17 protein-coding genes are annotated in these 21,521 nt (G+C 65.0%); 10 read left to right on the top strand and 7 right to left on the bottom strand.

All coding sequences use genetic code 11. The features are described 5' to 3' along the window. Nucleotides 1–122: 122 nt before the first annotated feature. From LI953_RS12140 to LI953_RS12130, 3 genes are read left to right on the top strand one after another with little or no spacing between them, the layout of a single operon-like run. Nucleotides 123–1,160, top strand: coding sequence for a YCF48-related protein (locus tag LI953_RS12140; protein ID WP_227076351.1), 1,038 nt, complete (start codon nt 123–125; stop codon nt 1,158–1,160). 21 nt (nt 1,161–1,181) lie between these two features. After that, complete coding sequence (locus LI953_RS12135; RefSeq protein ID WP_227076350.1) at nt 1,182–3,653, top strand: RND family transporter; 2,472 nt, start codon at nt 1,182–1,184, stop codon at nt 3,651–3,653. A 37-nt stretch (nt 3,654–3,690) separates the two neighbouring features. After that, on the top strand, nt 3,691–4,008 hold the full coding sequence (locus LI953_RS12130; protein ID WP_227076349.1) for a 2Fe-2S iron-sulfur cluster-binding protein: 318 nt from the start codon (nt 3,691–3,693) through the stop codon (nt 4,006–4,008). An 8-nt stretch (nt 4,009–4,016) separates the two neighbouring features. Here LI953_RS12130 and LI953_RS12125 read toward each other — a convergent pair whose 3' ends face one another. From LI953_RS12125 to LI953_RS12110, 4 genes are all read right to left on the bottom strand, one after another. Beyond that, on the bottom strand, nt 4,017–4,715 hold the full coding sequence (locus LI953_RS12125; RefSeq protein WP_227076348.1) for a hypothetical protein: 699 nt from the start codon (nt 4,713–4,715) through the stop codon (nt 4,017–4,019). Next, the gene (locus LI953_RS12120; RefSeq protein ID WP_370635799.1) at nt 4,712–7,153 is read right to left on the bottom strand and encodes a Lon protease family protein; all 2,442 of its coding nucleotides are present in this window, start codon (nt 7,151–7,153) and stop codon (nt 4,712–4,714) included. Before LI953_RS12120 ends, LI953_RS12125 begins: the two co-directional genes overlap by 4 nt. Nucleotides 7,154–7,233: 80 nt before the next feature. Next, on the bottom strand, nt 7,234–8,892 hold the full coding sequence (locus LI953_RS12115) for a long-chain fatty acid--CoA ligase (protein ID WP_227076346.1): 1,659 nt from the start codon (nt 8,890–8,892) through the stop codon (nt 7,234–7,236). Nucleotides 8,893–9,069: 177 nt separating this feature from the next. Beyond that, nucleotides 9,070–9,273: a cold-shock protein gene (locus tag LI953_RS12110; RefSeq protein ID WP_227076345.1), complete on the bottom strand. Its 204-nt coding sequence runs from the start codon at nt 9,271–9,273 to the stop codon at nt 9,070–9,072. Between the two features lie 326 nt (nt 9,274–9,599). Here LI953_RS12110 and acs point away from each other — a divergent pair, with 326 nt between their 5' ends. Then, nucleotides 9,600–11,534, top strand: a complete 1,935-nt coding sequence (gene acs / locus LI953_RS12105; RefSeq protein ID WP_227076344.1) for an acetate--CoA ligase — start codon at nt 9,600–9,602, stop codon at nt 11,532–11,534. Nucleotides 11,535–11,587: 53 nt separating this feature from the next. Here the strand turns inward: acs and LI953_RS12100 are convergent, their stop codons facing one another. Continuing rightward, nucleotides 11,588–12,607: a WD40 repeat domain-containing protein gene (locus LI953_RS12100; protein WP_227076343.1), complete on the bottom strand. Its 1,020-nt coding sequence runs from the start codon at nt 12,605–12,607 to the stop codon at nt 11,588–11,590. A gap of 163 nt (nt 12,608–12,770) precedes the next feature. Here LI953_RS12100 and LI953_RS12095 point away from each other — a divergent pair, with 163 nt between their 5' ends. The 6 genes from LI953_RS12095 (at nt 12,771) to LI953_RS12070 (ending at nt 20,500) form a co-directional block, all read left to right on the top strand. Continuing rightward, on the top strand, nt 12,771–14,117 hold the full coding sequence (locus LI953_RS12095) for a hypothetical protein (RefSeq protein WP_227076382.1): 1,347 nt from the start codon (nt 12,771–12,773) through the stop codon (nt 14,115–14,117). 268 nt (nt 14,118–14,385) lie between these two features. Beyond that, nucleotides 14,386–15,762 (top strand): aspartate aminotransferase family protein, encoded by a 1,377-nt coding sequence (locus LI953_RS12090; protein ID WP_227076381.1) that lies wholly within the window; start codon nt 14,386–14,388, stop codon nt 15,760–15,762. Beyond that, a complete protein-coding gene (locus LI953_RS12085) occupies nt 15,759–17,126 on the top strand; it encodes a glutamine synthetase family protein (protein ID WP_227076342.1) in 1,368 nt (455 codons plus the stop codon). The genes LI953_RS12090 and LI953_RS12085 overlap by 4 nt, the downstream gene beginning before the upstream one ends. Continuing rightward, on the top strand, nt 17,123–18,016 hold the full coding sequence (aguB, locus tag LI953_RS12080; RefSeq protein WP_227076341.1) for an N-carbamoylputrescine amidase: 894 nt from the start codon (nt 17,123–17,125) through the stop codon (nt 18,014–18,016). Before LI953_RS12085 ends, aguB begins: the two co-directional genes overlap by 4 nt. Continuing rightward, nucleotides 18,013–19,104, top strand: coding sequence for an agmatine deiminase (aguA, locus tag LI953_RS12075; RefSeq protein ID WP_227076340.1), 1,092 nt, complete (start codon nt 18,013–18,015; stop codon nt 19,102–19,104). The genes aguB and aguA overlap by 4 nt, the downstream gene beginning before the upstream one ends. A 10-nt stretch (nt 19,105–19,114) precedes the next feature. Continuing rightward, nucleotides 19,115–20,500 (top strand): APC family permease, encoded by a 1,386-nt coding sequence (locus LI953_RS12070; RefSeq protein ID WP_227076339.1) that lies wholly within the window; start codon nt 19,115–19,117, stop codon nt 20,498–20,500. A 53-nt stretch (nt 20,501–20,553) separates the two neighbouring features. On the opposite strand, the gene alkB is transcribed toward LI953_RS12070, so the two are convergent. Both alkB and LI953_RS12060 read right to left on the bottom strand, forming a co-directional pair. After that, nucleotides 20,554–21,180 carry a DNA oxidative demethylase AlkB gene (alkB, locus tag LI953_RS12065; RefSeq protein WP_227076338.1) on the bottom strand — a complete coding sequence of 209 codons (627 nt, stop codon included), beginning with the start codon at nt 21,178–21,180 and terminating at the stop codon, nt 20,554–20,556. Between the two features lie 7 nt (nt 21,181–21,187). Further along, a complete protein-coding gene (locus tag LI953_RS12060) occupies nt 21,188–21,376 on the bottom strand; it encodes a twin transmembrane helix small protein (RefSeq protein ID WP_227076337.1) in 189 nt (62 codons plus the stop codon). Between the last annotated feature and the right edge of the window lie 145 nt (nt 21,377–21,521).

The following is a 21,521-nucleotide window of genomic DNA, read 5'->3' as shown; positions in this document are numbered from 1 at the left end:
GGCCTTGCGCCTCGTTCAGTTGCAAAACGAGGAAGCCTGAAATTGAGGATATCTTGAGCATGGCGTTTGCGGCCTGGAAAACGAGGATCAGAATACTGGCCGCATCTTGCCTGTGCGCCACGATGCTCACGCCCGCCTTTGCGGATACGAGGATTCGCGCGTTGGATGAGGCGTCGATTGTGGTGAAGGCGCCGGATAAGGTTGTGCTGATTGCGATCACGCGGGTTGGCAACCGGCTCGTCGCGGTGGGTGAACATGGTGTCATCACCTACTCGGATGATAATGGCGTCAGCTGGAAGCAGGCGAGCGTGCCGGTGACGGTGACGCTCACCGCCGTAGCCTTCGCCAATGCCACCGAGGGGTGGGCGGTCGGGCATTATGGCGTGATCCTGCATACGGACGACGCGGGCGCGACATGGCAATTGCAGCTGGATGGGATTGAGGCGAACAAGTTGACCATGGCGGCGGCGAAAGCGGCGGTCGCGCAGGGCGATCAATCGCCCCCGGCGCAGCACGCGCTCATGCGCGCAAATATCTTCATGCAGGCAGGCCCCGACAAGCCATTTTTATCGATATGGGCGCCCGATCCCAACGAGGCGATCATCTGCGGCGCCTACCGGATGACAATGAAGACCACGGATGGTGGCAAGACATGGGCTGATTGGAGTCTGCATGTCGATGACCCGTTCAGCCATAACCTCTATGACATCACGCCCGTCGGACAAAATCTTTACATTGTTGGCGAGGGCGGGCTGGTGTTCCGGTCTAGCGATACGGGTGATGATTTTGCCGCCGCAACCAAGCCGAACGCGGCCACGTTGCTCGGCGCCGTGGCGACCGGCGATGGCGGCGTGTTCGCCTTTGGCGTCGCCGGTCAGGCTTATCGCAGCGACGATGGCGGCAGCACCTGGCAGCCGGTAGCCCTGGGCGCGAGCGGCAACCTCACCGCGGCGACAATATTGGCGTCGGGCGCGATCCTGGTCACGGGCGAGGATGGCGGCCTGTTTCTGTCCACCGACCATGCCCATAGTTTCAAGCGTTTATCCCTGGCCCTGCCGATGGAGTTGTTCGGCGCGGCGCAGGCGACCGATGGCGATGTCATCGTGGTGGGCAATCGTGGCGTCATCCGCGTACCCGCGGCGACGTTCAGCCAGAACTGAGATGGAGACTCAAGCGTGGCTATGAATATTGACGATCAGGCGCCGGTGATTGCCGATCTGGCCGATTTCGACCGGCAATCAGGCACGGTGGTTGAGCGCCTGCTGTTCAACAACCGTCTGGTCGTGCTGACGCTTTGCCTGATCGCGACCATCTTCTTCAGCTGGCAGGCGACGCATACGCGCCTCAATGCCAGCTTTGAGAAGATGATCCCGACGCACCAGCCCTTCATCGTCAACTTCCTCAACCATTATGAGGATCTGCAAAGCCAGGGCAATGCCATCCGCATCGTGGTGGAGGCCAACCAGGGCAGCATCATCAACGCGCATTATCTGGCGGTGCTGCAAAAGCTGAATGACGAAATTTTCCTGCTGCCGGGTGTCGACCGCTCTTACATGACCTCGCTCTGGACGCCCTCGACCCGCTGGCTCGCGGTGACGCCGGACGGGCTGGAGGGCGGGCCGGTCATCGACTCCACCTATGACGGCAGCCCCGCACAGCTCGACATCGTGCGCCAGAACATCGCCAAAACCGGGAAGGTCGGCGAGCTCGTCGGTAGCGATTACAAATCAAGCATGATCTACGTGCCGCTGATGAGCACGCAGGACGCCGCCGGCACGCCGCTCGATTACGGCGCGCTCGCCCGCAGGCTCAATGATATCCGCGCGCGTTATGCCCAGCAGGGGGTGACGCTGCACATCGTCGGTTTCGCGATGGTGGTCGGCGACATGATCAACGCCATCGGCGACGTGCTGATCTTCTTCGGCGCCGCCGTGCTGATCGCGACTGGCATCCTGTTCTGGTACACGCGCTGCGTGCGCAGCACGGCGCTGGTGGTGATCGCCTCGATCGTCGCCGTCACCTGGCAGATGGGCATGCTGCCGCTGCTCGGCTTCGACCTCAACCCGTATTCGGTGCTGGTGCCGTTCCTGATCTTCGCCATCGGCATGAGCCATGGCGCGCAGAAGATGAACGGCGTGATGCAGGATATCGGCCGGGGCATGCATCCGCTGGTGGCCGCGCGCTATACCTTCCGCCGCCTGTTCCTCGCCGGTCTGGCGGCCCTCACCTGTGATGCCGCCAGCTTCGCGGTGCTGATGACGATCCGCATCGACGCCATCCGTGAACTCGCCCTGATCGCCAGCATCGGCGTCGCCATCCTGATCTTCACCAACCTGATCATGCTGCCGATGCTGCTCAGCTATACCGGCGTCAGCCGCAAGGCGGCGCTGCGCAGCCTGCGCTATGAGGTTGACGAGGCGGGCGGGCGCGTTCCGCATCCGCTATGGGATTTTCTCGACCTGTTCACCCAACGCCGTTACGCCGCCCTGGCCATCATGGTCGCGGTCGGGCTGGGCGGCGCAGGCTGGGTGGTCGGCAGCCGCGTGCAGGTGGGCGATCTCACCCAGGGCGCCCCGGAGCTACGCCAGAGCTCGCAGTATAACCAGGACAATGCCTATATCGTCCACCACTACACCAATGGCAGCGACACCATGGTCGTGCTGGTCGATACCCAGCCCTATCAGTGCAACACCTTCAAGACGATCTCGGTGCTGGATGATCTGGAATGGCGGCTGAACCAGATGCCGCAGGTGCAATCCACCTCGTCGATCGCGTCATTCAGCCAGATGGCGACGATGCTGATGACCGAGAACGCGCCGAAATGGTATGCGATCATCCGCAACCAGCAAGCGATTGACGATCTCGCCCCTTATGTGCCGACCTCGCTGGAGAATTTCTCCTGCACCTTCGACCCCGTTTACGTCTCGCTCACCGACCACAAGGCGGCGACGCTGAAGGCGGTGGTCAACGCGGTGCAGAACTTCGCGGCGGACCCGCGCAACCAGGCGCCGACCTTCAAGATCTCGCTCGCCGGCGGCAATGCGGGCATCGAGGCGGCGACCAACATCGTCATCGAGCAGGCAAATAACCAGATGCTGTATCTGGTCTACGCCACGGTGATCATCTTCTGCTATATCGCCTTCCGCTCCTGGCGCGCGGTGCTGTGCGCGGTGCTGCCGCTGGTGCTCACCTCCATTCTGGCACAGGCGCTGATGGTCATGCTCGGCATCGGCATCAAGGTGGCGACGCTGCCGGTGATCGCGCTTGGCGTCGGCATCGGCGTCGATTACGCGCTCTACGTGCTCAGCATCACGCTCAAGCAGCTGCGCGCGGGGGCCTCGCTGTCTGATGCCTATCACCGCACCTTGCTGTTTACCGGCAAGGTGGTGCTGCTCACCGGCTTCACCCTGGCCGTCGGTGTCGTCACCTGGGTCCTCGCCCCCATCAAATTCCAGGCGGATATGGGCCTGTTGCTTGCCTTCATGTTCGTGCTCAACATGCTCGGCGCTCTCATCCTCCTGCCGTCCCTGGCGTATTTCCTGCTGCCACGGGGCAGTTTCCAGCCTGCGGCGGCGGTTGCCGCCCGGCCCAGCGCCACCGCGCCAGCGGCGCAGACGGACCCGGCGGCGCAGCGCCGCGAAGAGCTGGCTTAACTTATCAGTGGTGCATTTATTGAAGGAGACTATCCAAGTGCTCGAAATCACGGTCACCACTCGCGCGGGGACGACCACGGCGATCAACGCCCATGCGGGCGTGTCGCTGATGGAAGCCCTGCGCTCTGGCGGCGAAGACGAGTTGCAGGCGATCTGCGGCGGTAGCTGTTCCTGCGCCACCTGCCATGTCTATATCGACCCCGCTTTCGCCACGAAGTTGCCCCCGCCCGGCCCGGACGAGGACGATTTGCTGGACAGTTCGGAGCACCGCACGGCGCAGTCGCGCCTCTCCTGTCAGATCCGGCTGACGGATGAGATGAGCGGGTTGCGGGTGAGCATCGCTCCCGAGGGCTGAGGCCTGCGTTAGCCCTGGCGCTGCAGCACCAGTACCGGCACGCGCCGCCGGGTCGCCAGTGCCAGCAGCGTGTCATCGGCCAGGGCGTGGCGGCTGACCACGAGCAGCCGCCCCTCCGGCAGTGGCCCGGCATGGCCGTGCAGATCAAACCGCATGGCCCGGTCCCCCGCCGCCTCGGCCAATGCCGCGGCGACATCCAGGGCCGGATCTTCGGCCGATGCCGCCAGGGCGATCACTGGCCCGCGCCGCGGCTTCGGCTCGCCGGGCACGATCAACACCGCCGCGGCGTGGCGCAGCGCTTCGTCCAGCATCAGGGCGCAGGATTCGCCGAGACATTCGGCATAGCGCAGTACCGCGATGTCCTCGGCCGGGTGGAAGCCGTCTGCCGCCTCGTCCCGCACCAGCTCGAAGCGCCCCGCCGCCCCGCCGGCGGCGCGCTGAAACAGCCGGCGCGCGGCGGCGGCGGCGATGTCGAGTTCCGCCGTCGTGCGTTCGGGGTCGAGCTTGCGCCATTCGCGCTCCAGCGGGCGGAATTCACGCGCGAAGGGCAGGCCCGCCAGATTGGCGAGGCCCGGGTCGGCGATGAAGCGCCCGAGCAGCTCCAGCCCCATCGCCGCAGCCAGTTCCCCGGCCAGGGCGATGGCCGCCTGGTCGGTGGCGCTGCGGTGCAGGTCGATGACCACCCGCTTATAGTGCCAGCGTGTCATGGCGCGTTGGCCTCCGGCTTGGCGCCGCCCGCTTTCGCTTCGGGCTCGCCGAAATGCTGGCGGATCTTGGCGAATGCCTTCAGCCGCGCCTCCACCCGCCCGTTCACGCTATCGGCCGGATAGGCGCCATCGTCGCCGCGCGCCCCGGCGTGCAGCCCGGTGAGCAGGGCGATGCCTTCATCCGCCGTGGTGATCGGGTAGATCGCGAATTGCCCGGCCTTGCAGGCCTCCACCACATCGGGCCGCAGCATCAGGTGGCGGACATTGGCGACCGGGATCGCCACGCCCTGGGTGCCGGTGAGGCCGCGCTTGCGGCAGATGTCGAAGAACCCCTCGATCTTCTCGTTCACCCCGCCGATCGCCTGGATCTCGCCATGCTGGTTGATCGAGCCGGTGACCGCGATATCCTGGCGCAGCGGGGCCTCGGCCAAGGCCGAGAGCAGGCAATACAGCTCGGCCGAGGAGGCGCTATCCCCCTCCACCCCGCCATAGGATTGCTCGAACACCAGGCTGGCGAAGAGCGACATCGGCGCGTCCAGCGCGAAGCGCCCGGCCAGGAAGCCGGAGAGGATGAGCACGCCCTTGGAGTGGATCGGCCCGCCCAGCTTCACCTCGCGCTCGATATCCACCACCGCGCCCGCGCCGGGGCGCACGCGGCAGGTGATGCGCGTCGGCCGCCCGAAGCGGGAGCCGCCGAGTTCCATCACGCTCAGCCCGTTGATCTGCCCGGTCTGCGCGCCGCTGGTCTCGATCAGCGCGATTTTGTCCAGGATCATCTCCTGGTCACGGTCGCGGATGCGCGAGGCGCGCCAAACCTGCTGCTCCCAGGCGTGCGCCACGTCCTGCGCCTCGATCTGCGCGCGCCCGGCCTCGGCGGCCCAATAATCGGCCTCGACGATCAGGTTGCGGATCTGCTCGGTGACGAGCGTGAGCTTACCGGAATCATCGGCCAGCCGCGCGGCCTGCTCGATCACCACGCCAACCGCCCCGCGCTGCAGGGGGCGCAGCTTATCCTGCGCCGCGATGGCGGCGATCAGCTTGGCATAGGCCGCCTCGTTCTCGGCTGAGCGCTCGAAATCATCCTCGAAATCCGCCAGGATCTTGAAATGCTCGGCGAATTCGGGGTCGTAGGCGGCGAGCAGGTAATACAGCATGCGCTCGCCGAACAGCACGATCTTGAGGTCGAGCGGAATCGGGTCCGGGTCCAGCGTTACCGTGCTGGCGAAGCCGAGGAAATGGCTGACATCCTCGATCACGATTTCGCCGCGCTTGAGCATGCGCTTGAGCGCCGGCCAGCTGAACGGCTCGGTGAGCAAGCCGCGCATGTCGATGAGCAGATAGCCGCCATTGGCGCGGTGCAGCGCGCCCGGCTTGAGCAGGCGGAAATTGGTGACGAGCGCGCCTTGGGTCGGCAGATATTCGATGCGCCCGGTGAGGTTGCCGAGCGTCGGGTGTAATTCCTGCACGATCGGCACGCCCGCCTGCGCCGGATCGTTGGTCACGAACACGTTCACCTCATAACGCTCAAACAGCCCGCCCGGCGCGGCGTTGGGGGCGGGGCCGTCCTCGCCCTCGCTCTTGGCCACGAACATGCCGACATTCTCGACCAGATCGCGCCGCACCGCCTCCAGATGCTCCTGCACCGGCGGCAATTCGGCGAATTTCGCCTTGGTCTCGTCGATCAGCCGGCCGACGGCGAAGTTCGCGGTGTCGCGGTTGAGTTTGCGCACCTCGTCGCGCCGCACCTTCTCCCAGGCGGGCATTTGCTGCACGATGTGCTCAAGGTCCTTTTCCAGCTCGTGGATGGAGTCCTCGACCTGCTTGCGGTCGGCCTCGGCCCAGGTATGGAATTCATCGGGCGAGACAACCTGCCCGTTCTTCGCCGGGGCGAAGGCGAAGCCCAGCGGCGTGCGCAGCAGCACCAGCCCCTTGGCCGCCGCCTTCCCGTTCAGTTCCTTGAAGGCGTCGGCCTGTTTGCGTTGAAACGCCTCATCCATGGCGCCGCGGCGTTTCTGGTAATCTTCGCTCTCGAAGGTGGCGGGCAGCGTCGCCTTCAGGTCGTCGATCAGCTCCTTCAACGCGCTGCGCAGTTTCACGGCCTGTCCGGCGGGCAGGCGGATCGCCACCGGCTTATGCGGCGCGGCGAAATTGTTCACATACACCCAATCGGGCGGGGCCGGGCGCTTGGCGGCGGCGTCGCGCAGCATGGTCTCCACCGCCTGCTGCATGCCCTGGCCAGGATGCCCGATGGCAACCAGGTTGAAGCCTGGCTTGGCGATGGCGCCGCCAAGCCGCACCGCGCCGAGCGCGCGCTCCTGCCCGGTGAAGCCGTCAAGCGGCGTCAGCTCAGCGGTGGAACCGAAGGCGAGCCCGGCGAGATCGGCGCTCCGGCGCAGCTTGTCCGGCGGCAAGGGGGTGACGGGGCTGGTGTCGCTCAACATGTTTCTCCCGGCGTGGCGCGTCAGCGCTCTTGGTCAGCGCTTATAACCTTGCGCCGGGCGCGGCGATTTGACCAGGATCAAGCGGGCTTGGCCTTTGCCGCCTCCTCGGCCACAAGCTCCTTTTTCGACAGCTTGCCAACCATGGTCTTGGGCAGGTTGTCGCGGATCTCGACCTTTTTCGGCATCTCGATCGGGTTCAGCTTGTCGCGCAGAAAATCGCGAATCTCCTCCGCCGTGGCGCTCATGCCGGGGCGCAGCGTGACATAGAGCTTGGGGCTCTGGCCGCGATAAGCGTCGGGAATGCCGATGGCCACGGCGTCCTGTACGGCTTGGTGCTGATAGGCGGCCTCCTCGATCACGCGCGGATACACGTTGAAGCCGCCGCACAAGATCACGTCCTTTATGCGATCGACGATGAACAGATAACCATCTTCGTCGAGATAGCCGATGTCCCCGGTGCGGAACGTGCCATCGGTGAACACATAGGCGGTTTCTTCGGGTTTGTTGTAATAGCCGCGCATCACCTGCGGCCCGCGGGCACAGATCTCGCCGCGCTCGCCTTGCGGCAGGATCTTCTCCGGATGCGCCGGATCGCGGATCTCCAGCACCGTGCCCGGCACGGCGGGGCCGACGCTGCCAGGCTTGACCAGCGCCTCGCGCGAGAGCGTGAGCACTGGCGACGTCTCGCTCAGCCCGTATCCTTCCAGGATCCGGCTCTGGGAGAGGCGCTCGAAGCGCTCCATCACCTCAACCGAGAGCGGCGCGCCACCTGAGACGCAGAATTTGACGAAGCTGAGATCGGTGCGCCCGGCCTGTTCGGCGGCGTTGCCGATGGCGGTGAACAGCGTTGGCACGCCCGGCAGAATGGTGGGCCGCCGCCGGTAGATCAGCTGCATCAGGGGCTTCGCCTCGGGACGCGGCAGCAGCAGCAGTTCGGCGCCGATCGAGAGGCCGAGATTCATCACCGCCGTCATCGCGAATACATGAAAGAACGGTAGCACGCCCAGCACCCGCTCGGCCCCTGGCACGATCTGCGGCATCGCCGCCTGCACCTGCTGCACATTCACGGTCACATTGGCGTGGGTGAGCATCGCCGCCTTCGGCGTGCCCGTGGTGCCGCCGGTGAATTGCAGCACCGCGATATCCCGCGCCGGGTCGATCTGCACCGGGGTGGGCGTGGCGGCGGCGCCAAGCAGCGTGGTGAACTCCACATAAGGCGCGCCGGCCGGGATCTTCGCCAGCTCCTTGCCGCGCAGCAGCCGCAGCGCAAGCCCCTTGGCCCAGGGCAGCGCCCGCGCCAGCCGGCAGATGACGACGCGCTTGAGCAGCCCGCCGCCGACAAGCCCGGCAATTTTCTCGTAAATCGGCGAGGCGTCGAGCGTCACCAGCATCCCCACGCCGCAATCACGCAGAATCGTCTCCATTTCATGCGCGGTGTAGAGCGGGTTGATGTTCACCACCGTGCCGCCCGCCTTGAGGATGGCGAAATACATGATCACGGAATAGGGCGTGTTGGGCAGGCACAGCCCGACATTCACGCCCTTGCCGACGCCCAGCGCCTGCAGGCCGGCGGCGGCGCGGTTGGCGAGCGCGCCGATCTCGTCATAGCGGTAGCGGCGGCCGAGAAAATCGATGGCGTGGTGTTGCCCAAAGCGCCGCACCGCCACATCCAGCAGCGTGCCCGCGGGCATGGGGGTGAAGCCTTGCGCCATGTCCGGCGCATTGAGGTTCTGCATCGTTCCCTCGGTCTCGTTTTTGTCGTTGCCGTCGGCGGGGATTAAGCTCCCCTATAGGTAAGTATAATGCCGTGGAGGTTTTGGCTTTGCAAGAGCCGCGCGCAGGCTAAGAGACGCGCAAAAGCACCGAGGTTGTGCCAGCCCCGGTGCTCAAAAGCCGTTTTGTGGCTGCGCCGGTCAGACCGGTTTGAGATTGATCGCGGCTGCCTTGCCGCGCTCCATGGCGATTTCGTAGGAGATTTTCTGCCCCTCGTTGAGCCCGCGCATGCCGGCGGATTGCACCGCGGTGATATGCACAAACACGTCCTTGCCGCCATCCTGCGGCACGATGAAGCCATAGCCTTTGGTGGTGTTGAACCACTTAACGGTACCGGTCGCCATTACGTCTCGTCGCTCCTCAAAAAAATTTGCTCCGCAGCCATGCTGCCGCGGAGGACAACCGGGCCCTGCTCGTCTTGCCTGCATCCGGTCCGGGGGAGCGCGTATTCAAGTCAAGCCGCAGTCGATTGCGGGTGAAAATTGACGCAGAAACATGCGGCATTGTCAACGATTGGTTGAGGAATTCCGCGCTTTTGCCGGGCGCCGCCGAAGCTGACATCGCGCTGCAACATTACGCCCCCGCTTGTTGTCCCGGATTGGACCACTCTTTCGATTTCGCCCAGGCTTTGCCATAGTGCGGTAAGACCAGAATCAAAACGGAGGGAAGAATGTCGGACGCCGATATCGTGCCAGTGAAGCCGGAGATCGCCGCGAGCGCGCTGATCACGCGCGACCAATACGAGCTGATGGAAGCCCGCGCCAAGGCCGAGCCCGATGCCTTCTGGGCCGAGCAGGCCAAGCGCATCGCCTGGATGAAGGCGCCGACCAAGATCAAAAACACCTCCTTCCACGGCGATGTCTCGATCAAATGGTTTGAGGATGGCACGCTGAACGCCGCCGCCAACTGTCTCGACCGCCACCTCGCCGAGCGCGGCGATCAGGTGGCGATCATCTGGGAAGGCGACGACCCGAACATGTCGGCCAAGGTCACCTATCGCGAATTGCACGAAAAGGTCTGCCGCCTGGCCAACGCGCTCACCGCCCAGGGCGTGAAGAAGGGCGATGTGGTGACGATCTATCTGCCGATGGTGGTGGAGGCCGCGGTGGCGCTGCTCGCCTGCGCGCGCGTCGGCGCGGTTCACTCCGTGGTGTTTGGCGGCTTCTCGCCCGACAGCCTCGCCAACCGCATCCAGGACTGCAACTCGGTGGCGCTGATCACCGCCGATGAGGGCCGCCGCGGCGGGCGCAAGGTGGCGCTGAAGACGAATGCCGACGAGGCGCTGAAGACCTGTCCGAGCGTGAAGACCGTGATCGTCGCCAAGATCACCGGCGGCGAGGTGGCGATGCAGGCCGGGCGCGATGTGTGGTATGAGGACATCTGCGCCGCCGCCGCGCCCACACATCAGGCCGCGGAGATGAACGCCGAGGACCCGCTGTTCATCCTCTACACCTCCGGCTCCACCGGCAAGCCCAAGGGCGTGCTGCACACCACTGGCGGCTACATGGTGTGGGCGAGCTTCACGCATCAATATGTGTTCGACTACCACCCCGGCGAGATTTACTGGTGCACCGCCGATGTGGGCTGGGTCACGGGCCACACCTATATCGTCTACGGCCCGCTCGCCAACGGCGCGACCACGCTGATGTTCGAGGGCGTGCCGAACTATCCGAGCACCTCGCGCTTCTGGGAGGTCATCGACAAGCACCAGGTCAACATCTTCTACACCGCCCCCACCGCCATCCGCGCCCTGATGCGCGACGGCGAGGCTCCGGTGAAGAAGACCTCCCGCCAATCGCTGCGCGTCCTCGGCTCGGTCGGCGAGCCGATCAACCCCGAGGCCTGGCATTGGTACGACCGCGTGGTCGGCGAGCATCGCTGCCCGATCGTGGATACCTGGTGGCAGACGGAGACCGGCGGCATTCTGATCTCGCCGCTGCCCGGCGCCACCGACCTGAAGCCCGGCTCCGCCACCCTGCCGCTGCCCGGCGTGAAGCCTATGCTGGTGGATGGCGAGGGCAACGAATTGCACGGCGCCACCGAGGGCAATCTCTGCATCGCCGATTCCTGGCCCGGCCAGATGCGCACCGTGTATGGCGACCACGCCCGTTTCGTGCAGACCTATTTCTCCACCTTCAAAGGGCTGTATTTCACGGGTGACGGCGCCCGCCGCGACGAGGATGGCTATTACTGGATCACCGGCCGCGTGGACGACGTGATCAACGTCTCCGGCCACCGCATGGGCACGGCCGAGATCGAGTCCGCCCTGGTGGCGCATGAGGCGGTGGCCGAGGCCGCCGTGGTCGGCTACCCGCACGACCTCAAGGGCCAGGGCATCTATGCCTATGTCACCCTGGTGGCCGATGTGGAGCCCACCGAGGCGCTGCGCAAGGAGCTGGTGACCTGGGTGCGCAAGGAAATCGGGCCGATCGCGGCGCCGGATGTGATCCAGTGGGCGCCGGGCCTGCCGAAGACCCGCTCGGGCAAGATCATGCGCCGCATCCTGCGCAAGATCGCCGCCAACGAGACCGACAGCCTGGGCGACACCTCAACCCTGGCCGACCCGGCCGTGGTCACCGACCTCGTGAGCAACCGCGCGGGCTGAGCCCCGCGGACGCATCACGGGCTTATCAGGCCGGGGGCTGCCCCCCGGCCTTTTTATTTGGTGGCGAAATCCACCAGCGCGGCGAAGCCGGTTTCGGTGCCGATCGCCAGTTGCGCGCCGTTGGCGTTCCAAGCCAGCGCCGAGACGGCCCCGCGCCCCGGCCCGCACACGGGCAGCACCTGTTCGCGGTTGATGTCGATCATCAGCACCATGCCGGTATCGAACCCTGCGGCCACCACCTCGTATTCCGGATGGCAGGCCACGCGTTTCACGATGCCGTCGCCCATGCCCAGCTCCTTGGGCGCCTTGCCCATCGGCCCGCCGCCGAAGAACGGCCACAGCACCACGCTTTCCGCCCCGGCGGTGGCCAGCCAGCGGCCGGATTTGGTGAAGCTGAGCGACTCCGTCTTGCTCGGATAGCCGGACATGCGCATGTGCTTGCCCTCGGGCAGCGTCCAGCCATGCAGCGCGTTTTCCTGCATCATCGTCACCACCGCCTCGCCATTGGGGTGCATGACGATGCCGGTATGGCTGCCCTTCCACTCCAGCACCTTCGGCGCCGAGGCCGAGGCGGTGAACCACAGCGACGCGCCATTGTAATGCGAGGTGGCGAGGCGCTTGCCCTTGGCGTCGAAGGCCAGGCCGGTGACGGTGGAGGGGTGCGCCAGTTCGCGCAGCTTGTCGCCGGCTGGGCTGAGCAGATGCACAATCTTGCCCACCGCCGCGGCGAGATAGCTGGTCTTGCCGGTGAAGGCGGCGACATGCTCGACCCATTTGGAGCCGAATTTTTGCACTTGCGTGGCCTCGCCGGCCTGCGTGCGCATCAGCCGCCCGTCATCGCCACCAGAGAGGAAGCCGCCGAGCGGATGCGCGCACAGGCTGAGCACCGCCCCCTGATGCGCGGCGACGGCGGTGAATTCGCCCCCAGCCCCCAGGCGCAACGTGCCATCGCCCAGCGCAAAGGCGGGCTGGGCGGTGGCGGGGTCGAAACACGCGGCGGTGACGTAGGCGCCGAATGCGGTGCTTTGCCCCCTGTTATTCAAAAGTTGATCGAGATCATTAGTATCAGACATGATTTGTGATTAAGTGCCCAAGGCTGGCGTTTCCTGCAAGTGCAAGATAAAGTGCGGCCATCCTGGGGGCGCTGTTCGGCCCTGGCCGCGGCGCCGCTAGAAAACATAAAGTCCAAATCAAGGGCACACTAAAAGGCGCAAACAGGAGGCCGAAGTGAAGAAGATGTATATGTCGAGGCTCGCGGCGGGCGGGTTCATCCTTTCGGCGGGCGTGCTGGCGGCGCATCCGGCCGCGGCCATTCCGTCCTTCGCGGCGCAGACGGGCCTGCCTTGCTCCGCCTGTCATATCGGCTTTCCGCAGCTCACACCGTTTGGCCGTACCTTCAAAATGGAAGCCTATGTGCTTGGGGATCAGAATTTCCCCAACATCAAGAATTTCTCCGCCATGGTCCAGGGCGGCTTCACGCATCTCAAGGATAAGGTGCCTGGTGGCCTCGCCCCTGATTATCCGAGCAACGATGCCTGGTCGATCCAGCAGACCAGCCTGTTCTTCGGTGGCGTGCTGGACAAGCCGCTCGGCCTCGGCGCCTTCGTGCAGGGCACGTTTGACGGTGTTGCCCACCAATTCCACTGGGACAACACCGATATCCGCCTCGCCCAGCATGCCGTGCTGTTGGGCACGCCGCTGGTCTATGGCGTCACCTTCAACAACAACCCGTCGATGACGGATTTGTGGAACACCCTGCCCGCCTGGGGCTATCCGTTCATTCCCCCGGCGCTGGGCGCCAGCCCGACGGCCTCGCTGCAGATCAGCAATCTCGCGCAGTCGGTGGTGGGGTTTGGCGGGTATACAGGCATCAATCTGACCCCGGCGAATTTGCTCTACGGCGAGATCGATCTTTACAAATCCCTGCCTGACCACACCGCCTTCGCGCTGGGCGCCGGGCCGGCGAACGGCATCGCCGGGGTAACGCCGTATTGGCGACTCGCCTATCAGCACAGCGTCGGCGAGAATTCGATCGAGGTCGGCGCTTCCGGGCTGTGGGATCACCCCTATCCGGGCGGGTTGAAGCACGGGCCGACCGATACCCTCACCGATGCCGGGCTGGATATGCAGTTCCAGCACATTGAGGCTCAGCAGGCGCTCTCACTGCAGGCTTCCTGGTTCCATGAATGGCAGCATTGGGGCGCGAGCTATCCGCTCGGCAACACCGCCAACCTCAACGACCATCTGGACGTGGAGACGGTGACCCTCTCCTATCTGTGGCATCAGATGTTCGGCGCCACTGAAGCGTTTAACAATATTTCCGGCAACGGCGACGCCGGCCTTTATAATGCCGGCTCCGCCAACGCCAACGGCAAGCCGACCACCGACAGCTTCACCACCGAGTTGGATTATTATCCGTTCAACCGCGGCGGGCCGGCCATCTTCCCCTGGGCCAACGCGAAAGTCTTTGTTGAATACACCTTCTATCCCCAGTTCAACGGGCTCTCGCGCAATTACGACGGCAATGGCCGCTCCGCCTCGGCCAATGACGTGCTGTTCACCGGTATCTGGCTGGTGTTCTGAGCCATTGTGCAGATGCGAAAAGCCGACGCGTAACGCGCCGGCAGTATCTTTCACAAATAAATCTTGAAAGCCATTGGCGGCCATGCGAAGCTATCCGCATGGTCGTCTACGCCACATGCCCGGAACCTCAGCGCAAGATGGAGTTGCTGCGGCTGTGCGCGCGTATCGGATTCAGCCCGCCCCGCGTCTGAAAATCTCTGGTTGTAACCCGTGCGCTGTGGACAGCCAGCGGGTGCTGGCGATTCAAACTGACCAATGGGGAAACATCATGCTCGACAATATCGACGCCGTGAATCTGCAAGATCTCGACGCGGCTCATCATTTCCATCCGTTCACCGACCACAAAGACCTGCATGCCCGCGGCGTGCGCGTCATCACCTCGGCCGAAGGCGTGTTCCTGCACGACGCCAAGGGCAATAAGATTCTCGACGCCATGGCCGGTCTGTGGTGCGTGGCCGCCGGCTATGGCCGGAGCGAGCTGGTCGAGGCCGCCGCCAAGCAGATGACGAAGCTGCCTTATTACAACACCTTCTTCAAAACCACGAACGAGCCCGCCGTGATGCTGGCCACCAAGCTGGCTCAGATCGCGCCTGAGGGCATGAATCACGCCTTCTTCGCCTGCTCCGGCTCCGAAGCGGTGGACAGCGCCCTGCGCACCGCGCGCGTCTATTGGCAGACGCTTGGCAAGCCGCAGAAGAAGATCATCATCGGCCGCGAATACGGCTATCACGGCTCCACCACGCTCGGCGCCTCGGCCGGCGGCATGGTGGACATGCACCGCCAGGCCGGCGACATGCCGAATTTCCGGCACATCCTGCCGCCTTATTGGTATGGCAAGGGCGGGCAGATGAGCCCGGAGGAATTCGGCATCTACGCCGCCCGCCAGCTGGAGGCCAAGATCAAGGAGCTGGGCGCCGAGAATGTCGCCGCCTTCATCGGCGAGCCGATCCAGGGTGCTGGCGGCGTGATCATTCCGCCCGAGACCTACTGGCCGGAAGTGAACCGCATCTGCAAGGAAAACGACATCCTGCTGATCGCCGATGAAGTGATCTGCGGCTTTGGCCGCACCGGCAAGATGTTCGGCTCCGATTATTTCGGCATCAAGCCGGATATGATGACCCTGGCCAAGGGCATCACCTCGGGCTATCTGCCGCTCTCGGCGGTGATGCTGCATGACCGCGTGGCCGAGGTGATGATCAACGATGCCGGGGAATATTATCACGGCTTCACCTATTCGGGGCATCCGGTTTCCTGCGCCGTGGCGCTGAAGAATATCGAAATCCTGGAGAACGAGAAGCTGGTGGCCGGGGCCGCCGCCAAGGGCGAGACGCTGCGCGCCAAGCTGGCCGAGGCGCTGGCCGACAACCCGATCGTCGGCGAGATCCGTGGCGTCGGCCTGATCGGCGCGATCGAGCTGACCGCCGATAAGCGCACGCGCAAATTCTTCGAGAAGAATGGCCGCGTCGGCGGCATCTGCCGCGATTTCTGTTTCGCCAACGGGGTGATCATGCGCGCCGTGCGCGACACCATGGTGTTCTCGCCGCCGCTCACCATCAATGACGACGAGATCGACATGATGGTTGAGCTGGCCAAGAAATCCATTGGCCAGACCTATGATGCCGTGAAGTCAGAGGTGGCGTCATGAGCGCCCGGCACGAGGTTGATATCGCGGCTAAAACCGCGCTGATGGCGCAGAGCGATTTCGTCGAGGCGTTTGTCGTCGATGTGAATGGCGTGCTGCGCGGCAAGTGGCTGCAGCCGGGCAAGTCGAAATGCCTGTTCGGCCCCGGCTTGTCGATTCCGCGTTCGGTGTTCCTTCTGGATATCTGGGGCAATGACGTGCTCGAAGGCGGGATCGCCCAGGATACCGGCGATCCGGACGGGCTGTGCACCGCCGTGCCGCACACCATCACGCGCATGCCCTGGGCCGAAGGCAACACCGCGCAGGCGCTGCTGACGATGCGCGAGCCTGATGGCGGTTATTTCTGCCTCGACCCGCGCGGCGTGCTGTCGCGCGTGCTCGACCGCTACAAGGCCGCCGGCCTCACCCCCGCGCTGGGGGTGGAGCTGGAATTCTACCTCGTCAATCCGGGCCAGACCGGGGCGCTGAAAATCGCCCCGCGCGGCGCCGACGAATCCGGCTGGCGCGGCTGGCAGGTGGATGCGGTGGGCCTCAGCGAGATCCGTGAATACGAGCCGATCCTGCGCGAGATGATGGCCGCGGCCCGGTTTCAGGATATCGAGATCGAGACCCTGATCTCCGAGAACGGCCCTGGCCAGTTCGAGGTGACGCTGAAATATAGCGACGACGCCCTGCGCATGGCCGACAACGCCACCATGTTCAAGCGCAGCATCAAGGAGATCGCGCGCAAGCACGGCCTCACCGCTACCTTCATGGCCAAACCCTATGGCCATTGCGCGGGCTCGGGCATGCATGTGCATATGTCGATCCTCGACGCCCAGGGGCATAACATCTTCGAGGGCACGCCCGAGCGCGGCTCCGATCGCCTCTATCACGCCGTGGGCGGCATCATCCGCACCATGCCTGACACGATGATCACCCTCGCCCCGCACGCCAATTCCTACCGGCGTTTCGCCCCTGGCGTGCATGCGCCAACCTATGGCGATTGGGGCCATGACAACCGCATGGCGGCGCTGCGCGTGATCACCGCCGACCCCTCGGCCTCGCGCGTCGAGCATCGTGTCGCCGGGGCGGATTGCAACCCCTATCTCGCCTTCGCCTCGCTGCTTGGCTCGGCGCTGCTCGGGCTGGAGACCAAGGCCGATCCCGGGCCTGAAACCTTCGGCCTCAACCGGAGCCCGCACGCGCCGCCGCTGCCCATCGCCTGGTCGAGCGCGGTGGAGAAATTCGCTGATTCCACCGCCATCGCGGATATCTTTGGCGCCGAGTTCCAGCGGCTCTACATTGCCTGTAAGCGGCAGGAGATCAGCGAGATGCGCAAGCGTATCTCCGATGTCGAATACGACGCGTATCTGAAGCACGTATGAGGCAGGTCACCGTCGCGGCCACGCAGATGGCCTGCACCCCGCACGCGGATGAGAACATCGCGCGGGCGGAAACGCTGATCCGCGCCGCCGCGGCGCGGGGAGCGCAGATCGTCCTGATCCAGGAGTTGTTTGAGACTCCCTATTTCTGTCAGGACCAGATCTACGACTTCCTGCAACTGGCGACGCCCTTGGAGGAAAACGCCGCGGTGCGCCGTCTCGCGCCGCTGGCCAAAGAGCTGGGCGTTGTGCTGCCCGTCTCCGTGTATGAGCGCGCCGGGCAGAGCCGCTTCAACACCGTCGTCATTATCGACGCCGATGGCGAGGTGCTCGGCCATTACCGCAAGGCGCATATCCCGGACGGACCCGGCTATTCCGAGAAGTTCTACTTCTCGCCGGGCGATACCGGGTTCAAGGTGTGGCAGACCAAACATGCCCGGATCGGCGTTGGCATCTGCTGGGACCAGTGGTTCCCCGAATGCGCCCGCGCCATGGCGCTGATGGGGGCGGAGCTGCTGTTCTACCCCACCGCCATCGGCTCCGAGCCGCAGGATGCCAGCCTCGATTCCGCGGGGCATTGGCAGCGCACGATGCAGGGCCACGCGGCGGCGAATCTCACGCCGCTGATCGCCTCCAACCGCATCGGCACCGAGAAGGGGCAAAAAGGCACGCAGCTCACATTCTACGGCTCCTCCTTCATCGCCGGGCCGACCGGCGAGAAAGTGGCGGAAGCCAACCGCACGGATGAGACGGTGCTGGCCGCCCGCTTCGATCTCGACGCCATCGCCCAGCAGCGCGCCTCCTGGGGCGTGTTCCGCGACCGCCGGCCGGAGCTGTATGCGCCGCTGCTCACCCTCGATGGCCAGACGCGCCATAAGGCGGTGAGCTCATGACCACGCCGCGCGCGGCGGGGTTTCATATGCCGGCGGAATGGGCGCCGCATGCGGGGTGCTGGATGATCTGGCCCGAGCGCCCGGATAATTGGCGCCTCGGCGCCAAACCGGCGCAAGCGGCGTTCATCGCCGTGGCCAGCGCCATCGCCCGGTTTGAGCCGGTGACGATGCTGGCCAGCGCCCGGCAATATGAGAATGCCCGCGCCACCTTGCCGCCCGAGATTCGGGTGCTGGAGATGTCGAGCAACGATTCCTGGTGCCGCGATGTCGGCCCCAGCTTCCTGCGCGGGCCAAATGGCGAGCTTGGCGGCGTGGACTGGATCTTCAACGCCTGGGGCGGACTCAAGGGGGGGCTCTATTTCCCGTGGGATCTCGACGATCAGATCGCCGGCAAGATCCTGGGGCTGGAGCGCGCGCGGCGGTTCCGCGCGCCGCGGGTGCTTGAGGGCGGCGCGATCCACGTTGACGGCGAAGGCACGGTGCTGGTGGCCGAGCAATGCGTGCTGAACGAAAACCGCAACGAAGGCATCACCCGCGCGGCGATGGAGGCGATGCTGCGTGACTATCTCGGCGTGTCGCAGATCATCTGGCTCGGCAACGGCGTGCCGGGCGATGAGACGGACGGGCATGTCGACAACCTCGCCTGTTTCGTGACGCCGGGGAAGGTGCTCCTTTCCTGGTGCGACGATCCGGCCGACCCGCATCACGCCGTCTCGCGCGATGCCGAGGCGCGGCTCAAGGTGGCGCGTGATGCCAAAGGCCGGGCGCTGGAAGTGGTGCGCATGCCCATGCCCACGCCCATGTTCATCACGGCGGAGGAAGCCGCCGGGGTGGACGCCACCCTGAGCGGCATGAATCGCGCCGCCGGCGAGCGCCTCGCCGCCTCCTACGTGAATTTCTACATCGCCAATGGCGCGATTATTGCACCGGCGTTCGGCGTGGAGACCGATGCGGCCGCGCATGGTGTGTTGGCCCGGCTGTTTCCGGAACGGGAGATTGTTATGGTGCCGGCGCGAGAAATTCTGCTAGGTGGAGGCAATATTCATTGCATTACCCAACAGCAACCCAAGATCAACGACAAAGTTTAAGGGAGCAGACATGACGACCCAACCCACCCAGCTCAAGGCTGGCGCTCTTTCCTTCTTTGAATCCATAATCATGGGCGTGGCCGGATCGGCCCCGGCATACTCGATCGCCGTGGCCATTGCCGGCCTGCTCGGCACGGCGGGCACGATCGCGCCCAACGCCCTGCTGATCTTCGCCGTGCCCATGCTCGGCATCGCCGTGGCCTATAAGGGCCTGACCGCGAAAATGGTGAATGCGGGCGCGGCCTATGAGTGGACCAAAACCACATTTGGTGAATTTTTCGGCTATTTCTCGGGCTGGGCGCTGCTGATTGCCGCCATGGTGTTCATGGTCACCGGCTCGGTCCCGCTCGGCACCGCCACCATCGACCTGTTCGATCCCAACCTCGCGAGCAATGTGTGGCTCACCACCGGCATTGGCGCGGTGTGGTTCCTCGTCATCGCCTTTGTACTGATCTCGGGCATCGAGCTGACGAGCCAGATCCAGGTGGTGATGAGCACCATCGAGCTCGGCATTCTGTTTGTCATCTCCATTGCGGCTTATGTCCACACGGCCGGGCATGCGGCCAATCCGTTCTCCTGGTCCTGGTTCGGCTTCAATTACGATGCGCCGACCTTCGCCGCCTCCGCGCTGATCGTGGTGTTCCTCTATTGGGGCTGGGACGTGACCTCCAACCTCTCCGAGGAAACGCGCGGCCATGAGCAAAACGCGGCGGGCAAGGGCGGCTTCCTCTCCATCTTCGCCACCATCGCCTCGTTCGTCGCCTTCACCGTGGCGGCGCTGATGATGTTCTCGCTCAAGGACTCCTCGGGCTATTCCGACAACCTGATCTTCCACGTGGCCCAGGAGGCGGGCCTGGGCGTCTGGGGCGGCTACGCGGCCACGCTGGCGCTGGTGCTGTCCTCGGTGGCGACGCTGGAAACCACCATGCTGCAATTCTCGCGCACCCTGTTCGCCATGGGCCGCGACCATGCGCTGCCGCCCTTCTTCGGCCAGGTGCATGAGCGCACGGTGACCCCGGTGCGCACCATGTATCTGCTGATCGTGGTCGGCCTGGCGCTGATCTTCATCTCCAGCTTCATGCCGTCAGTCTCCACCATCCTCAACGACTCGGTGAGCGCCATCGCCGTGCAGGTCTGCTATTATTACGGCCTCGCCGGGCTGGTCTGCGCCTGGGTGTACCGCGACCAGATCGGCAAATCGCTGGGCAACACGCTGCAATACGTGGTGTATCCCGCGCTGAGCGCCATCTCCCTGTTCGGGCTGGGGCTGTATGCGCTCACCACCTTCAACCTCACGGTCAAGATCGTGGGCATTGGCGGTTTGGTGATCGGCATCCTGTTCTACCGTCCCTCGGGTTACGGCAAGCGCGTGGCCGACATCGTGGCCGAGGAATAAGCCGCGCCACATCACGCCGCACGAAACCGGGGCCCTCGCGCCCCGGTTTTTTGTTATAGCGCCTTGCGGAAGGTCAGGTTGAGCCGCGCGGCGCCGAGCAGATTGTGGCTGCCCGCGCGCACCGGCGCCACGCCATGGAAGTTGAGCCGCGCGGCCCCGCCCCAGACCACCACATCGCCGCTCTGTAACGAGAGCCGTGCCGGCTTGTCGGTCCTGGCCGCGCCGCCCCACAGAAACACCGCCGCCAGCCCGAGCGAGACGGAGACGATCGGCGCGCTCATATCCGCCTCGTCCCGGTCCTGGTGCAGCGCCATCTTGGCGCCAGGGGCGTAGCGGTTGATCAGGCAGACATCCGGGGTGAAGCCTGGGAAACCCGCCTGCGCCGCCGCCGCGCGCGCCAGGGTCAGGAACGGTTCGGGCAAGTTTGGCCAAGGTTGGCCGGTCAGCGGGTCGCGCCGTTCGTAGCGGTAGCCGCGCGCATCGCTCACCCAGCCCGCCGCCCCGCAATTCGTCATCGTCACCGACATCTTCCGCCCGCCCGGCGTGGCCACGGCGCGCAGCGGCGAGATTTCCGCCACCGCCAGCGCGGCGCGGATCAGCCCGACCTCCTCGTCCAGGGCGAAGCCAGGCAGATACGCCAGCCCTGGCGGCGGCGCGGCGCCGAACAGGTCCGGCGTCATCGGCGGCTCACCCCGCGAGCATCAGCGCCACCACCAGCGCCACCGCCACGGCCTGCAAAATCACACGCCACCGCATCAGCGTGTTGGAGCGCCGCGGGTCACGGTCCGGGTTCGCCATGCCGAGCGCCCCGGTCAGCATCACCGCCACCACAGCCAGCATATCGGCCGCCAGCAGGCCCAGGAGAATCATTTTCATGCCCTCAATATAGCGGCGCGAGCAGCTTTGCCCACCATGCTGGTTGACTTCGCGGCCAATCCCACCTCAGTTCCGGGCATGCGTTTCGCCACCCTCCTCGCCGTTCTGCTCCTGCTCGCGGCCGGCTCCGGCGCCCCGGCGCGGG

The organism is Acidocella sp. KAb 2-4, assembly GCF_020567705.1.
GTDB lineage: Bacteria > Pseudomonadota > Alphaproteobacteria > Acetobacterales > Acetobacteraceae > Acidocella.
Note: the sequence above shows the minus strand (reverse complement) of the source record. Positions and strands in the feature narration are given on the sequence as shown.

Bases quoted from the DNA above. Each gene is read 5' to 3' on its own strand.
- LI953_RS12140 (WP_227076351.1), top strand. From the start codon at position 123: ATGCTCACGCCCGCCTTTGCGGATACGAGGATTCGCGCGTTGGATGAG.
- aguA (WP_227076340.1), top strand. From the start codon at position 18,013: ATGACCACGCCGCGCGCGGCGGGGTTTCATATGCCGGCGGAATGGGCG.
- alkB (WP_227076338.1), bottom strand. From the start codon at position 21,180: ATGACGCCGGACCTGTTCGGCGCCGCGCCGCCGCCAGGGCTGGCGTAT.
- aguB (WP_227076341.1), top strand. From the start codon at position 17,123: ATGAGGCAGGTCACCGTCGCGGCCACGCAGATGGCCTGCACCCCGCAC.
- acs (WP_227076344.1), top strand. From the start codon at position 9,600: ATGTCGGACGCCGATATCGTGCCAGTGAAGCCGGAGATCGCCGCGAGC.
- LI953_RS12060 (WP_227076337.1), bottom strand. From the start codon at position 21,376: ATGAAAATGATTCTCCTGGGCCTGCTGGCGGCCGATATGCTGGCTGTG.
- LI953_RS12125 (WP_227076348.1), bottom strand. From the start codon at position 4,715: ATGACACGCTGGCACTATAAGCGGGTGGTCATCGACCTGCACCGCAGC.
- LI953_RS12095 (WP_227076382.1), top strand. From the start codon at position 12,771: ATGTATATGTCGAGGCTCGCGGCGGGCGGGTTCATCCTTTCGGCGGGC.
- LI953_RS12110 (WP_227076345.1), bottom strand. From the start codon at position 9,273: ATGGCGACCGGTACCGTTAAGTGGTTCAACACCACCAAAGGCTATGGC.
- LI953_RS12100 (WP_227076343.1), bottom strand. From the start codon at position 12,607: ATGTCTGATACTAATGATCTCGATCAACTTTTGAATAACAGGGGGCAA.
- LI953_RS12115 (WP_227076346.1), bottom strand. From the start codon at position 8,892: ATGCAGAACCTCAATGCGCCGGACATGGCGCAAGGCTTCACCCCCATG.
- LI953_RS12070 (WP_227076339.1), top strand. From the start codon at position 19,115: ATGACGACCCAACCCACCCAGCTCAAGGCTGGCGCTCTTTCCTTCTTT.
- LI953_RS12090 (WP_227076381.1), top strand. From the start codon at position 14,386: ATGCTCGACAATATCGACGCCGTGAATCTGCAAGATCTCGACGCGGCT.
- LI953_RS12135 (WP_227076350.1), top strand. From the start codon at position 1,182: ATGAATATTGACGATCAGGCGCCGGTGATTGCCGATCTGGCCGATTTC.
- LI953_RS12085 (WP_227076342.1), top strand. From the start codon at position 15,759: ATGAGCGCCCGGCACGAGGTTGATATCGCGGCTAAAACCGCGCTGATG.